This window comes from Microcoleus sp. F10-B2 (assembly GCF_036704965.1).
Lineage (GTDB): Bacteria > Cyanobacteriota > Cyanobacteriia > Cyanobacteriales > Microcoleaceae > Microcoleus.
Genome location: NZ_JAUBTB010000042.1, coordinates 54,011 through 67,460 on the forward strand (window position 1 = coordinate 54,011; position 13,450 = coordinate 67,460).

At 46.6% G+C, this 13,450-nt stretch carries 14 protein-coding genes; 5 read left to right on the plus strand and 9 right to left on the minus strand.

Features of this window, described 5'->3' with window-relative positions; translation table 11 throughout:
• Nucleotides 1-17: 17 nt before the first annotated feature.
• The 4 genes from QUA99_RS17635 to QUA99_RS17650 all read right to left on the minus strand — a co-directional run bounded on the left by QUA99_RS17635 (nt 18) and on the right by QUA99_RS17650 (nt 3,372).
• Entirely contained in the window at nt 18-350 is a 333-nt protein-coding gene (locus QUA99_RS17635) for a XisI protein (protein WP_333239051.1), read from the minus strand.
• Nucleotides 338-754, minus strand: coding sequence for a XisH family protein (locus QUA99_RS17640; RefSeq protein ID WP_242717021.1), 417 nt, complete (start codon nt 752-754; stop codon nt 338-340). The genes QUA99_RS17635 and QUA99_RS17640 overlap by 13 nt, the downstream gene beginning before the upstream one ends.
• 169 nt (nt 755-923) lie before the next feature.
• A complete protein-coding gene (locus tag QUA99_RS17645) occupies nt 924-2,714 on the minus strand; it encodes an ABC transporter ATP-binding protein (RefSeq protein ID WP_333239052.1) in 1,791 nt (596 codons plus the stop codon).
• Nucleotides 2,715-2,889: 175 nt separating this feature from the next.
• The gene (locus tag QUA99_RS17650; RefSeq protein WP_333239054.1) at nt 2,890-3,372 is read right to left on the minus strand and encodes an FxLYD domain-containing protein; all 483 of its coding nucleotides are present in this window, start codon (nt 3,370-3,372) and stop codon (nt 2,890-2,892) included.
• A 194-nt stretch (nt 3,373-3,566) separates the two neighbouring features.
• On the opposite strand from QUA99_RS17650, the gene QUA99_RS17655 reads away from it, so the two are divergent.
• Nucleotides 3,567-3,755: a tyrosine-type recombinase/integrase gene (locus tag QUA99_RS17655; RefSeq protein WP_333239071.1), complete on the plus strand. Its 189-nt coding sequence runs from the start codon at nt 3,567-3,569 to the stop codon at nt 3,753-3,755.
• A gap of 456 nt (nt 3,756-4,211) precedes the next feature.
• Here the strand turns inward: QUA99_RS17655 and QUA99_RS17660 are convergent, their stop codons facing one another.
• Nucleotides 4,212-5,921 carry an ABC transporter ATP-binding protein/permease gene (locus tag QUA99_RS17660; RefSeq protein WP_333239056.1) on the minus strand — a complete coding sequence of 570 codons (1,710 nt, stop codon included), beginning with the start codon at nt 5,919-5,921 and terminating at the stop codon, nt 4,212-4,214.
• A gap of 615 nt (nt 5,922-6,536) precedes the next feature.
• Nucleotides 6,537-8,240 carry an NAD(P)/FAD-dependent oxidoreductase gene (locus QUA99_RS17665; protein ID WP_333239057.1) on the minus strand — a complete coding sequence of 568 codons (1,704 nt, stop codon included), beginning with the start codon at nt 8,238-8,240 and terminating at the stop codon, nt 6,537-6,539.
• Between the two features lie 93 nt (nt 8,241-8,333).
• On the opposite strand from QUA99_RS17665, the gene QUA99_RS17670 reads away from it, so the two are divergent.
• Nucleotides 8,334-9,248 (plus strand): PPC domain-containing protein, encoded by a 915-nt coding sequence (locus QUA99_RS17670; RefSeq protein WP_333239059.1) that lies wholly within the window; start codon nt 8,334-8,336, stop codon nt 9,246-9,248.
• A gap of 212 nt (nt 9,249-9,460) precedes the next feature.
• On the opposite strand, the gene QUA99_RS17675 is transcribed toward QUA99_RS17670, so the two are convergent.
• Together QUA99_RS17675 and ribD are read right to left on the minus strand one after the other, a co-directional pair.
• On the minus strand, nt 9,461-10,072 hold the full coding sequence (locus QUA99_RS17675) for a hypothetical protein (RefSeq protein ID WP_333239060.1): 612 nt from the start codon (nt 10,070-10,072) through the stop codon (nt 9,461-9,463).
• Nucleotides 10,073-10,124: 52 nt separating this feature from the next.
• Entirely contained in the window at nt 10,125-11,300 is a 1,176-nt protein-coding gene (gene ribD, locus QUA99_RS17680) for a bifunctional diaminohydroxyphosphoribosylaminopyrimidine deaminase/5-amino-6-(5-phosphoribosylamino)uracil reductase RibD (protein ID WP_333239061.1), read from the minus strand.
• Between the two features lie 11 nt (nt 11,301-11,311).
• Between ribD and QUA99_RS17685 the strand changes: the two genes are divergently transcribed.
• Both QUA99_RS17685 and QUA99_RS17690 read left to right on the plus strand, forming a co-directional pair.
• On the plus strand, nt 11,312-11,506 hold the full coding sequence (locus QUA99_RS17685) for a hypothetical protein (RefSeq protein WP_333239063.1): 195 nt from the start codon (nt 11,312-11,314) through the stop codon (nt 11,504-11,506).
• A 112-nt stretch (nt 11,507-11,618) separates the two neighbouring features.
• Nucleotides 11,619-12,479 (plus strand): FAD-binding domain-containing protein, encoded by an 861-nt coding sequence (locus tag QUA99_RS17690; protein WP_333239065.1) that lies wholly within the window; start codon nt 11,619-11,621, stop codon nt 12,477-12,479.
• A 192-nt stretch (nt 12,480-12,671) separates the two neighbouring features.
• Here QUA99_RS17690 and QUA99_RS17695 read toward each other — a convergent pair whose 3' ends face one another.
• Nucleotides 12,672-12,851, minus strand: coding sequence for a hypothetical protein (locus tag QUA99_RS17695; RefSeq protein ID WP_333239067.1), 180 nt, complete (start codon nt 12,849-12,851; stop codon nt 12,672-12,674).
• A 2-nt stretch (nt 12,852-12,853) separates the two neighbouring features.
• Here QUA99_RS17695 and QUA99_RS17700 point away from each other — a divergent pair, with 2 nt between their 5' ends.
• On the plus strand, nt 12,854-13,267 hold the full coding sequence (locus QUA99_RS17700) for a hypothetical protein (protein ID WP_333239069.1): 414 nt from the start codon (nt 12,854-12,856) through the stop codon (nt 13,265-13,267).
• The last annotated feature ends 183 nt before the right edge of the window (nt 13,268-13,450 follow it).

The window sequence follows — 13,450 nt, forward strand, 5'->3', positions numbered from 1 at the left end:
GAGCAGTTAAACCTAATTTATTCTATGGCAAATTCACTTAATTTTCGCATATTAGGAGGGTCAAAACCAAGTATAATATCTTGTTTGGGAACTCCCAATTCTACGAGTTCGTTAGCAATACCCACCTCGGTTCCATCTTGCTGAATCCAGATTTTATTGTCCATAATATCCAGGTGCAAAACCGGGCCATAAATTCGCCGCTGATTGCGCCAGCCGACATATACTAATTGATAATGATCGCGCTCGACATCAAAGATAGTTTGAGCCTGAATGCGCTCATCCCAAACAAGACTAGCGTGTTGGGAGAGCAGAGTTTGGATGTGCTGCCTGTAAAGGTCTACATTTGCCATTGTGCGATCGCCTCTTGCTCTATATCGTAAATCATCAAATGAATTTGATTTTGTTGAACTAAAGACTGAATAAACCCCATTGTGAAAAAACTATCGTAGACATTGCTGGGTACGGCTAGGTATAAAATGCGGTCAGTTTCTTGTTGTTGTAAAGCTGCTCGATAACTAATGAATTGTCCTAAAGCTGTGTAAAATTGGGAGATTTTGGATGGGCCAATAAAGCTTTTGATTTCAACGGCGATTTTCTGTCCGTCTTTTTCTGCGGCAACCACCTTTTCGGCACCCAAGTCGATGTAAAGTTCGAGAGTTCCTGCCTGTAAAGTGTATGGATCGTGAGTAATCTGCCATCCATCTTTCTGGAGAGCGATTTTAACAACTTCGTGAAAGGCATCTTTAGCAGGCATGGTTGTACTGACTCGTTGTGTTTAATATCTTGGGTAGTTGTTGTATTTTAAGTATATGCGCTGTTCATCTAGAACATCACTGACCCACGGGTAGTCAGAAACCGGGTTTTTTCCAGAATACTTCGTTGAGGCCAGCAGAAACGGCCAAAAACCCGGTTTCTAACGTAGCCTACTGACTAAACTGTTGAGCGTAGTAGCCAGCATAGCGATCGCCCTTTTCCAGCAACTCCTCGTGCGTCCCTGATTCCACAATTCTGCCTTTTTCCAAAACTAAAATGCGATCGGCTCTCCGCACAGTCGCCAAGCGGTGCGCGATAATAAACACAGTGCGATCGCGCATCAATCTTTCCAGCGCTTCTTGCACTAAACCTTCGGATTCCGAATCCAGCGCCGATGTCGCTTCATCCAAAATCAAAATTCTGGGAGCGAGCAGAACTGCACGGGCGATCGCAATTCTTTGTTTCTGTCCCCCCGATAAATTTACACCCCTTTCTCCTACCCAAGTTTGATAGCCGTCGGGAAACTCACTAATGAATTGATGAGCGTTAGCAATCTCCGCAGCTTTTTGCACATCTTTCAGTTCATAATAAGAGCGTCCAAAAGCGATATTTTGAGCAATTGTACCCGAAAATAAAATCGTTTCTTGCGGTACAATTCCGATTTGCCTCCGCAGAGTATTTAAGGTGACATCTTGAATATCAATACCGTCAATTAAAATCTGTCCCGCTTGCGGATCGTAAAATCTGGGTAACAAGTTTACTAAAGTAGTTTTACCCGCACCGGATGCACCCACGAGGGCAATCATTTCTCCGGGAAGCACCAACAAACTCATGTTTTGCAGAATCGGAACCCCCCCTTGCCCCCCCTTATCAAGGGGGGGTTGAGGCTGTTTTCCCCCCTTATCAAGGGGGGATTGAGGGGGGTAGGCAAAATTAATGTTGCGGTATTCGACTTTTCCGGTAACGTGGGGCAGTTCAATTGCACCCTGTTTTTCAACTACTGTGGGTTCAATTGCTAATAATTCAAAAATGCGATCGCTAGAAGCTTCTCCCTGCTTAAAATCCCCGTAATTAGCAGTTGTAATAGCAATGGGGTCAATTAAAAGTGCCACCCCTGCGATATAACTGATAAATTGAGTACCTGTGAGATTTCCTTGAGAAATTTGCCAACCTCCCAGGAAAAAGAGCAAAATCACGCTCATCGCTTCCAGAAAGCCAACTACAACGAACTGAAGTGCTTTTACTCTTTCTGACAAATACTTAGCGCGCCGGTTTTGTTCTGCTTCTTCTGCAAAGCGGGCAATTTCGTAGTCTTCAGCCACAAATGCTTTGATTAAACGAATGCCGCTGAATACTTCTGTCAGCAAAGCGGATAAATCAGAGATGCGATTTTGGCTTTGCCGCGAGTAACTCAGCAATCTCTCGCCAAACCAACCAATTAAGATAGCCATCAGCGGTGCAATAATTAATGCACCCAAGGTTAATTGCCAGTTGAGATAAATCATATATCCCAGGACGGCAATTAGCTGCAAAATACAAGGAATAAACTGATGAAAAAATTTATTTACGACTTCGCCAATGCGGTCAATATCTTCTGTGAGGCGGTAGGATAAATCTCCAGTTTTGGCAGTTTCAAAGTAGCCGAGATTGAGTTTTTGCAGGTGGGAGTAGACTTTTTTGCGGATTTCTAAAGCAATAGTCAAAGCTGCTTTTGCCATCAGCGTATCTTGACCGTACTGGGCTGTACCGCGAATTAGAAAGATAATGGCGCTGAGTGCAGCAATTTGAGCGAACCCTTGTAAATCTCCTTTACCTATAAATTTGGCGGTTTCGCCAACCAGCCACGCTATAATCGGCCAAAATACGGTAAATACTACGGTACAAGCTAATGCTTTACCGATGGTTTGTTTTTGGGGACGGAGGTAGGGTAAGATTTGCCAGTATGTCGATCGAGTTTTCAAGATATTTTACCTCTGCAAGTTCTGTTTTTACAGATATCTGAGCCAAAATATGATATCAGCGATCGGGCAAATATCAACAATCATTCTTCACCGAAAGCATCCGGGATAGAAAGCCCACGGATGAATCCGTGGGGTTCATTGTCCAATTCTTCAATCTAAAATCTAAAATCTAAAATCATTCTTGACCGTCTGCATGAGTCGCCTGCACCTTAGCCCCCGCGACAACTTCGCCCCGAAAGGCGGCTGACTGTCCGGGTGCAAGAGTAACTGGTTCAGCGTCGATAAATCCGTTGTCAATTAAATTGCCTGACTCGTCCAGAACTTGATAATTGACTTTGACATTCTTGATTATTTTGCAGCCTTGATTAAGGACTTGACCGCTGAAAAACTTGCCGTCATAATTTGCCGCCGTAATTGACACTTTTGCAGCCATGTTGGAACCGGTAATGCAAGTTTGAGAAGTTCCTAAAGATGGCTGTTTATCGCATAACTTGCCCAAGTCTACTGTTTTGCCGTCGGGGGTTTTGATGTAGCAAAACGGCTCGTCAATTTCGGAGTTTTGGGCAATTGTATTTGTAGCGTCTGCAATCAAAGGGCGAGCTGATATCGGGGACATTAGTAAACTAGAGAAAGCTACTGTTAAATGTAAATAAATCATGCTTTTTTAGGCAAGTTAGGAAATTAATTGCTACAATACAATACAGCTAAGATTTAGGCTAGCATATCTATATTTAGGGGGCGTCGCACTCACGCTGCATTGTGCTATAATAAGATATCAAACTTTAGAAAGTAAAGTAAAGTCATGGTCGTTACTCAAGATAACCCAGGACAAAAACGTTAGAACTGATTGTGGTGTTCTTGAGCAGGAAAAGAGAGCACTTGACCCCATCCCACGTTCTCAAAATTGTAGCGACTGCCGGCAAGCGGGTCGAGGTTGAGGGGAAAGTTTCGCCGCACTGGCTAAGGCATTCTCCCGCCAGTCAAGCATTGAATAGAGGCGTGCCCATCCACTTGGTGCAAGCAACATTGGGACACAGCTAAATTGAGACGACGGGTCGCTATCTTCACGCGAACCCTGCTGATAGTAGCGGGTTGCATCTGCTGGTGTAGGACTAGGGCAGCAGAACTATAACTGCTTTCTCCACTACATCTTTTCAAACATGGCGATCGCTATCAGTATATAGGAATCCTAAATGATTTGCGTAATTATTGTAGGGGCAATCCCCCCGTGGTTGCCCCGATAGAGAGGGGGTAGGCACGGGGGCACTACCCCTACAAATTTATCTGAATGATTTAGGATTGCTATACTGCGTTGGAGTCTTTATCAACTGCTTTCAAGTGATGTCAATGCTATGGCAACACGCTATTGAAAAACTCCTAAAAGGGAAGTGATGGACGGGTACGGTCAAAAGTTACTCTGTTCTACCCGATCGCACGCCTGGAATTTTCAGGCGGATACGGTAAAGACCATTACTTGCAGTTCGGCAATTGCATTTTTCAAGCAAACTCGGCGAGATCTGGGCTGTAATCTTTAGCCGATATCAGATGCCAATTGGTATTACCAACTAGCCTTAAGACCTGCTCGTGATACTGTACCAAAGTCGGACGGTGACCGACACTTATAAAGGCAGTTCCTGTTTCTTTGAGCAACTGATAGAGCCGTCTCTCGTTAGCCACATCCAATGCACTCGTTGATTCATCCAAAATAGCGTAGCGAGGTTTAGTCAGCAGTAGGCGTGCAAATGCTAACCGTTGTTGTTCTCCTAGTGACAAAACATCAGCCCATTCCAATTCCACATCAAATCCACCTACCCGTTCTGGCAAATGGGAAAGATTGACTTGTTCGAGTACTTCGTGCAGTTGTTCATCAGTAACTTGACCGCTGGTGTTGGGATATAGCAATTGGCTGCGTAAGTCCCCTAGCAGCATATAAGGCCGTTGGGGCAAAAACAGCGTTTCCTCCGGTTTAGGACGGACAATGCAACCCGTACCCCCATTCCACAATCCTGCGATCGCTCGCATTAACGAACTCTTGCCAGCGCCAGAAGGTCCAACAATCAAGACGCTTTCACCCTGCCCCACCTTGAAAGATAAATCTCTAACTAAGATTCGCTCATAGTTAGGCGTCTCTAAGGTAACCCGTTGGAGGGCTAGATAGTGCTGTTCCACAACATCAATCGTTGCCATGCCGGCTCGAGGTGCTGCCATTTGCTCGGACAGAACCCGATCAAATGTTCCTAAACGATTAATCTGAGTGGTAAAGTTAGTTAGCATATCAAAATTCTCGGCAATAAAGCCCAAAGCACTTAAAATAGACACAAACGCTCCAGAAGCTTGCGTTACCTGCCCAAAATCTATCTGACCCGCAAAGTATCGAGGAGCTAAAAAAACTATAGGTAAATTTGTAAATATCATCCCGGTTCCTTGGTTAAAGAAACCAAGGTTACGCTGCAAGACAATCAGGTTATTAAAATTATTCAAGACTTCATTAAATCGCTGTGATACTGCACTAAATTCACGCTCTTCACCTCGGTAAAATGCAATGGATTCACTGTGGTCTCGAAGATGAACCAAACTATAGCGAAAATTTGCTTCTCGTTGTAACTGATTGAACTTTAATCTACTTAACCTCTTACCTATAAAGATAGTGAAAATAGTTCTAAAAGCAGCCAGTATCAATACAACTAAAGTCAGAACCTTGTCAATTGTAAAGAGAACGCCGAGAAAAGAAATTATTGTGACAACTTGGTTGAATAATAATCCCCAAATATCAATATTTTGCTTGACAAACAAATTAACGTCTTCAGCTAAACGCTGATCGGGATTATCAACCTTATCATTAAACTTAATTTTGTAGAAACCTTGATTGCTAAAATATTTCTTCAGTAAGTGATTCGTTAGCCACTTCCGCCAGTGGAGTTGCAGTACATTTTGCGAATAGAAGAAGAAAACCATAATGGGCGTGAATATGGCAAACAGACCCAATAGCATCAGCCACATCTTATAGAAGTCTGAAACATTCTTTCCCGTGACTGCATTCATCAAGTCCCGCACAATATAGCTCTGGACTATGCCCACAGCATTGAAACCTAGCATTAATAACATTACGAGGGCGAACAACCCCCTAGCTCCCCATTTTTCTCTGGAAAAGAAGTAGGGGTTTGCGATCGACCAAAACTGCTTTACCGACTGCTTCAATTGATTCATCTTTTCTTATGGGTAGGAAAAATTGTGCTTTGGTGGAAACTACCTGTAGCGGATGGGGCAATTCTCATCGTTCATGTCCATCAGCGACACCTGGTATGGGTGATGCTCCCGTGGTACTTCCCTAATGATGCTCGGATAACTTCAGGATTTCTATCTTAAGGTAGATGACAAATCTTAAGCATCAGTAATTTTACTGATTTAACGGAACTTACCCCGCACACGGGGTAAGTTCCGTGTGAAACCATTGCGAGGTGAGACTTGCCCGGAGCCTCCAAGTCTTTTACATGACTTCAATCTCTTACAACCCTTATGTGGCGGGGTTTTTGCTTAAATTCATCTATAGAACAATACTCTCGCCCTAAATATTGAGAAAATCTTAAATACATGACTGCGGTTTGTCGGCAGTCAAGTCGCTAAAACCGAGACGGGACAAAGAATACAGCCCCCAGAACTACCCCCGCAGGGGGTAGGTTCCGATTTAAAATCAGTAAAATGGCTTTAAGCTGTTGGGCATCTAAATTGTATTTTTGGGCGGGCTAGAAGCCGACCCCACAAGAATTAGATGCACGGGCTAGGAGCAACGGCAAACAAGCATTAAATACGCACCTTACGAGATTATCTAATACTCGGCTTTCTATTGCCAAGATTCCGCGCTCCGGGAATTTTCCGGCTGGGACGGCGGCTGTTCAAACTGCTAGCAGTTCGAGCATTCAAAGCATCAGCAGAAGGTATCAAACCCAAGTCTTGCAAAATTTCAACAGCCGCCCTTTGTCCAGTTTCGCAACCGCCTTCCATGTAACCTTGATTTTCCAGCGAAGTGTGTTCCCCGGCAAAATATAAATTGCCAACTCGTTCGCCTTCAACCCCGTACATTTGCGTCCACTGTCCGACTAAATAGCAGGCATAAGAACCTTTAGAAAAGCGTTCTCCGGGCCAATAAGCTCGCACAGCTTTGCCCGATCGCAAATTTCTCACTCCGGGAAAAACTATTTCAAATTGGTTCAAAAATCTTTGTGCTTGGTCTTCTGGAGTTCCGGCACCGATCGACAAACCCAGCTTTCCTCCTGTCAAAGTACTTATCAAACCGTTAGGAGTAGGGGCAAAAGGCGTAGCTTCCGAGGTAGTCTGGAATTCTAAATCGGTATAAACAGAAGCAGTCGAGCGATAAAGTTCTCGCCAAATTCGGCTGCGGTAGCCAGTAACTAACCTAGAATTAGTACCGTAACCCAACTGCTCGATCGCCCGCTGCTTTGGTTGGGGCAAAGGTACGTTAATTTTAACGTCTCGCAGAGTGCTGAACGGCAAAGTTAACAAAACTCGCTCGTAAGTGCGCTCGAACGCGCTTAGTCCCGATCGCAAATTTACCCGATAGCGACCATCCGGCAAAAGAGTAATCGCTTCCAAAACCGTCCCCGCCTCGATCGAACCAGACAATTGACCCGCCAAACGGTTGATAATTTGACTGTTGCCGCCGTCAATTTGATAACGCTCATCGCTGTTGCCGTACACTTCAAAACTGCCAGCTTCAGAACCGATTAAAAACAGCAGATTTAACGCCGACTGTTCCTCGGGATCTCGACCGTATTCCACCGTGTAAGCAATGCGGAGTAACTGCCGGACAATCGTGCTAGTATCAGCTTGGTCTAGATATTCAGCGATCGAAAGATTGTCCAATCTTTCCGCTGTTTCCGTAAAATCTTGATAGCTAATGTTATCTCCAATAGCCTCCACATCTTCATTAATTTTAGTTGCTAGGGGCGCAAAATCTGCGATTAATTGCTCAAGAGAAAAGCGGCGCCTTTGGAAGAAAAAAGTATCCTTGACCAATCCACTCTGCACTTGGGCTAAGTCGATCGCCCGCAAACCCAATTCCGTCGCCAGCGAAATTAAATTAGTATGACCGGTGTCAATATATTCTCCCCCCAACTCCGCCGGAATCAGCGTTCCAGCCGCCTTGGGAATAGTGCGAATCCTCCCCCCCACGCGGTTAGTTGCCTCGATTATATCGGCGCGCACGCCCGCTTGACGCAAGCGATAAGCCGCCGTCAAACCCGCAATTCCCGCACCCACAACCAAAATCGGCGATCGTCCGCCCTGTTGAGCAAAAGCTCCCCCTCCCTCCCTGGTAAAAGTCGCAGCAGCCACAGCCCCCGCAGCAGCTAAGCCCCCGTGCAACAAGCGGCGCCGAGATATGGGAGAATGGGGAATGCCAGCCGTCAGCATCCCCAGCAGTTCATCAGCCGGAATCCCCGTTTCCCTTGATTTCTGGGCAATAGTCGCAGCGCGGCGCAGCATTGCCATCAGTGTAGATTTAGCCATAATTAAGACATCCTCACAAAACAAAACTTTGATGTAAACTGGATTCTCGATCGTGCACTTTCCAGACTAAAGTCCAGAGAGATTTTTTTAATAATGCTAACCCTCAGAACACTGTTCGACAGCAAATTTTATCTCGAAAACAACCCAGATGTCGCCGTAGCAGTTGCCAGAGGCACGGTATCGAGTCCTTTCGATCACTACCGAAAAATTGGCAAATTTGAAAATCGCGACCCGAATGCCCTGTTCGACGCCAGCTATTATTTAGACACCAATACAGATGTAGCGGTATCAGTCAAACTCAATGGCGTTTCAGCAGCCGATCACTTTATTAGATTCGGTCAATTTGAAGTTCGCAGCCCAAACCCATTCTTCGATTTTAATTTTTATCTAGCAAGCAACCCAGACGTTCAGACAGCAGTCCAAACAAATCAATTTACCCCATTTGAACACTACTTCAAAGCGGGTCAATTAGAAAACCGCAAAGCCAGCGTTTTCTTCGATCCCAGCTTTTATCTAGAAAAATATCCGCTGGTAGCAGCAGCAGTCCAAAGCGGCGCAGTTAAAAGCGCGATCGAGCACTACATTCAATTCGGTCAACAAGAAGGACTGTTGAGCACTCTCCCCGATCCCGCCGACAATTTGATCGCAGCAAAAAGCCTGGGCATTCTCGGAGAAATTCAAACTGCGAGCGATTTTGTGGGCGCTACTGAACCAACCGACATTTACAGTTTTATCCTCAATACTCCCAGCCTTTTCAGTGTAACTGTGGACGGTTTGAGTGCAGATGTTGATGTAGAATTAATTCAGGATTTGAACGGCAACGGCGCAGTTGGATTAGACGATATTATTGCTTCCTCTAACAATTTAGGCACGTCTTCAGAAACAATTGTCAGTAATGGGGCTTTGCCTGCGGGGACTTATTTCGTCCGCGTTTCTCAATTTCAAGGCGATACAAATTATGACTTGAGATTGCTATCGGCTCCCTCAGCAATACCGCCCCAAACTTAAAATAGAATAATTAACGTATATAGCAAGCCTAAATCAGTCCAACCAACATACACTTCTCCTGTCTTCCTTCGCGATAAGATCGCTGACGCGCCTTCGCGGTTGGTAACACAAATCGGGTTTACAAATGATTTAGACTTGCTATAAAACAGGCTTCGACAGCCGTCAATTTACCAATTACCAATTAGAATTACCCATTCCCAATTTTCCTGGTTTCACTTATTAGTTTTTTGCCCGCTGGGAGAGGGCAAAGATTGAACAGGTGCCGGAGGCCAATTAGAGCGACTTCTGGTTAGAGTAGCAGACACCAAAGCATAGCCCAAAACAGCAGGTAGCACGATCGCGCTCAGAAACACGATCGCCGCCGCCCAAGTCATCGCATTCGAGAGCGGGCCGTAATGAGTGCGGTAAGGGTCAAACATTGGTAAATTAGGCATCGGGGCGTCCCGCAGCGCGATCGGACGTTTGAACCGCACCCGCCTGTCGTCGAGCTTTTCAAGCAAAATCCAGCCAACTTCCGCCTCTTCCTGGCACAGCTTGTGAAAAATCGCAGGATTGCGAAACAAATCATTGCTAGCCCGCACAATCTTGTACTCCCAAACCGTCAAATCAACAGCATTAGGAGCGGATTTGGGATTGCCATTCGAGCGCGGATTTTCATGCGCATTAAAATTATCTTCTTGAGATTCGTACCGAGTCAAAACTTCCTCCTCCTCGTCGTACTTTTGCCCCGCCGCCAATTGCTCGCGGCTCACTAATACACCCGCGAGCGCAGCCTCCAAGCCGAGACTGCCAACCATCAAACTCCAAATCAGAACTTCAACCATAAAAGGAGTTAAAAGTTAAAAATCAAAAACTAAAAAGACTCGCTTTTAACTTTCAATCTTTAATTTTCAAATAGCCTTCCACCAGACAATCTGCACCTACGGCGCGCCAAGAAACCCGCTCTAAAGTCAAAGCATCAGTCATTGCGGAAAACCCCAAATCTCCTACAGGAGTTGGAGCTCCTTGGCCCCCGACAATTTTAGGAGCAATAAAAGCCATAATTTTTTGAACTGCACCCTCAGTAATTGCCTGAGCGGCCAAAGTGCCACCGCACTCCCACAGTACAGAAAGAAAAGATCGATCGTACAAATAAGCCATAACATTAGTCGGTGTCAGCGGCGAGAGCTCCACAACTTCCACCCCTTTGGCGATCAAAAATTCCTGAAATTCCGGGTTAACCCCAGGCTCAGTCAACACCAAAGTAGCCGCCACAGAGGTTTCCCACAACCAAGCCGACTTCGGCAAATCCAGAGTGCGGCTCATCACCACCCGCAGAGGATTATTCCTATCAGGTTGGTGACTCGTCAGTAGGGGATTGTCCAGACGCACCGTATTTCCCCCAACAATCACAGCATCGCAGCCGACGCGCACCCGGTGTACCTCGCTGCGAGCCTCCTCGCCTGTTACCCAAGCGCTGTGGCCGCTACTGGTAGCAATTTTACCGTCCAAAGTCATTGCATATTTCAAAATTCCCAAAGGCCGGCGGTACAAAATCCGGTGCACAAAAGCCTCGTTCAGTTTTTGGCAAGCTTCCCCTTCCACTCCCGCCACCACTTCAATGCCAGCCTCTCGCAACCGGGCAAGTCCAGCTCCAGCTACCAAAGGATTCGGATCGACCATGCCAGCCACTACTTTTGCCACCTTGGCCTTAACTAAAGCTTCGGAACAGGGAGGAGTCCGCCCGTAGTGGTTGCAGGGTTCCAGGTTGACGTAGACGGTCGCTCCTGCGGCGAGTTCCCCCGCTTCCCGGAGCGCAAAAACTTCGGCGTGAGGTTGACCGGCACCGGGATGAAACCCTTCGCCGACAATCTTGCCGTCTCGGACAATTACAGAACCGACAAGGGGGTTGGGTGCGGTTTTGCCCAGAGCACGGCGAGCCAATTCTATGCAGCGGCGCATCATGGCTCGATCGAACTCTTGAACTTCGCTGTTTTCCAGTTGTTTTGTACCTTGCTGCTGTCGGTTAGCTAAGCTGGCGATCGCTTGAGCGTCCGCCGGAAAAGTTTCCATGAGATTTTGGTATGATATCTATCCCTGAGTGTACTGACTTTGATGCTACTTTTGGCTGCGGGCCGACGATCGATTGCTGCTGGGGCAAACTGTACGTTAGCACTGAGATATTGCACGATAATCAATTAGCCTTTATGAACAGGCAAGATGCCTGTTCCACAAAAGATAAATTTTCTCGCTTCACAGGCCGGAAAGCCTGTTGCTAACAATGGTGCAAGATGTGAGTTACCAGGAGCGAAGGGTTTAGGGCGATCGACCCCGCAGGCCCGAACAAATAGCTTTAACATTAAGAAACAATAACAGGTGCTTGAGAAAACAATGAGTCAGGACATGGAGCGGGAATTTGCCAGCCGCGACGAATTAATAGCCTACGTGCGCCAACAGTTCCCCGAAGCTGCCGGCCGGGACAGCAGCGTACCCCCAACCCCAGGCGGGCGGAAAGCAGCCGAGACAGCCCTGCAACAAATTGACCCCGGCAAGTACGCCTCAACCCGCAATTTCCTCAACGGTGCGGTAACGCGCTTGTCGCCCTATTTGCGCTACGGCGTTTTGAGTCTTGCCGAAGTCCGGGATGCCGTACTGGAGAAGGTGCGGCATCGAGAAGAGGCAGTAAAACTCGTCAACGAGTTGGGTTGGCGGGATTATTGGCAGCGACTGTACGCCGAATTGGGCAACGGGATTTGGCAAGACCGGGAACCCTACAAAACTGGTTACACTGCTAAAGATTACAGCGAAACTCTGCCGCAGGATGTCGTCGAGGGCACGACTGGTTTGGTTTGCATCGACAGTTTCAGTCGCGAGTTGCGAGAAACTGGTTATTTGCACAACCACCAGCGGATGTGGACTGCCGCTTATCTCGTACACTGGCGGCGCGTGCGCTGGCAAGCCGGAGCTCGCTGGTTTTTGCAACATTTGCTAGATGGAGATCCGGCGAGCAACAATCTTTCTTGGCAGTGGGTAGCGAGCACTTTTAGCCACAAACCTTATTTTTTTAATCGCGAAAATTTGGAGCGTTACACTAAGGCGGTTTATTGTCGCGATTGTCCTCTGTACGGGCAATGCGATTTTGAGGGAACTTACGAATATTTGGAAGGAAAGTTGTTTCCTCATGGAGAAAAGGTCGATCGCAGCGGCGGTTCTAAAAGTTGGGAACGCCCTAAAAAAGGTCGCAGAAATTAAAAAGTTGTTGGGCATGGGCCCGCGCAGGGCATGGGGAATTGGTTATTAGTTATTAGTTATTGGTTAAGCTGGCGTGCATCTAATTTGTATAGTAATTTTTATTAAAAGTTTTGTGGGGTGGGCGTCCCGCCCGCCCTAAAAATCTAATTTAGATGCGCGACAGCTTATTGGTTATTTGTTATTGGTTCCCAACTAGCAATTCCCAATTCCTAATACTTCGGCTACGCGATCGTACAAGTTCCCAATGCCCAATGCCCAATGCCCAATTCCCAATTCCCCATTCCCCATTCCCCATTCCCCATTCCCCATTCCCAATTCCCAATGCCCAATGCCCAATGCCCAATTCCCAATTCCCCATTCCCCATTCCCCATTTATGAACAATCCGATTATTTGGCTGCACGGCGACTGTTTGAGTCCTGAAGGCCCCGCTTTTCAAGCGCACCCAGAGGCACCGGCAATCTGGGTTTGGGATGATGCGCTGATTGATGAATGGCAGTTGAGTCTCAAACGAATGGTGTTTATTTACGAATGTTTGCTGGAGTTGCCGGTAGTTATTCGGCGGGGCGATGTGGCGGCGGAAGTTATCGCTTTTGCGATCGAATCCGGCGCCAATCAAGTGGTGACTGCGGAAAGTCCCAGTCCTCGGTTTCAGGATATTTGCCGGAAAATTAAGCGATCGCACCCAGTAGAAATTTTGCCGCCAGAACCCTTTGTCCGCTACGATGGTTACATTGATTTGAAGCGTTTTTCCCGCTATTGGCGCGTCGCTGAAAAATATGTTTTTTAATGGGTAATTGGAAATCCGTAATTGGTAATGGGGAATTAGTCATTGGTAATTGGTAATTGGTAATTGGTAATTGGGCAATTCTCCCCCTCTCCCCCTCTCCTATTCTCCTGACAGGTGTAGGTTTTTTACAACTAGGAGGAGTTACAAGCATAGAAGGCATCTACAGGAGTGTGAGGGAAGGAG